At 76.4% G+C, this 1,280-nt stretch carries 1 pseudogene; it reads right to left on the bottom strand.

Annotated elements, in window-relative coordinates:
* Window positions 1-1,280: pseudogene (locus tag G3573_RS21495) on the bottom strand (hypothetical protein); the annotation flags it as partial.

Below are 1,280 nucleotides of genomic sequence, written 5' to 3' on the forward strand. Positions count from 1 at the left end.
GTCCGCGGCGGCCTGGGCGTGGGCCACCGCGGCGTCCAGCACGTCGAGCTCGATCCGCTCCCAGGCGGCGTCGTCCAGGGCCGGCCAGGCGCGGGCGCGCGCGGCGAGGCCGGCGCAAAGCTCGGCCTGCCCGTCTTCGCCCAAGCCTTCGCCCAGCTTCATGGCCAGGTCGGCCAGCCAGTCGGGCATGAGGTCGTCCGGGCAGAGGTTCTCGTCGTAGATGTCCCAGCCGAACACGGCCAGCGGACACCACCACTCCTCGGTCTTCAGCGGGAAGGCCGGCCGGCGCGTCGCCGCGACGACCGCGCCGTTCGCCACCAGGCGCTCGGCCAGGGCGACGCGCTGCTCGCGGGTCGGGTCCGGCCCCGGGTTCGCGCATTCGCGCGCGAACGGCCGGTGCTCGCGCGCCTCGCGCTCTTCCTCGGCGACCTCGATCTCCTCGAGCGTGGGCGGGCTCGGCGCGGGCGCGGCGGGAGGTGAGCCGGCCGCCTCGTCCATCGCCCGGACCAGCACGTCGATCAGCCGGACGGCCGCTTCGGCGCGCGCCTGCTCGCGGGCGAGGTCGGCGCCCAAGGTCGCGTGGATCAGGTGCTGGCCGCCTTGCGACAGCTCGGTCGCCCAGGCGGCCCAGCCGGCGGCGTCGACCGCGCGTTGGGCGGCGCTTATCGCGGCTTCGGTTCTCGTCTCCCGCGCGGCCTCCCGCGCCCGCGCCGCCGCCTGGCGCACGCCCGCGCGCCCGGCCAGAACGACGGCCCGCCAACGGCGCAGGTCCTCGGACGTCTGCTTGCCCTCCACCAGGTCGCGAAGACCCGCGAACCCGCGGGTCACAGCCCGCAACGGTGATTTCGGACGCGGCAGGCCGGCGACCGCCGCCGCGGCGATCTCGACGGCCGCCGCCCGGATCGGCGTCCACGCCCGTTCCGCGCCGGCCTGATCAACATCGCGCCATTCCCGCTTCGCCCGTTCGAAGTGGGCGTCCGACCAGTCCAGCGCCCACCGGCCGACCCAGCGTGGTTGGGACAAGGACAGCTCCCCGCCGAGCCGGCCCAGCAGGCGGATCATCCAGTAGATCTCCCTGTCGGCAGCCGCGTCCGGCAGTCGTGCGCGCGCGCCGGTCAGCACGTCGATCCGCCCGATCAGCCGCCGCGCCAGCGTTCTGTGCGTGCCGCCGCCGGCGGCCTTCACCGCGGCTTTGAGGTCGCCGGCCTGCGCGGCCGCCAGGGCCGCCGCCCGAGCCGACTTGCGCTCCCCGGGCGCCGCCGCGTCTGCGTAGGCCTGGG

Source organism: Caulobacter sp. 17J65-9, assembly GCF_010975005.1.
In the GTDB taxonomy this organism is placed as follows: Bacteria; Pseudomonadota; Alphaproteobacteria; order Caulobacterales; family Caulobacteraceae; genus 17J80-11.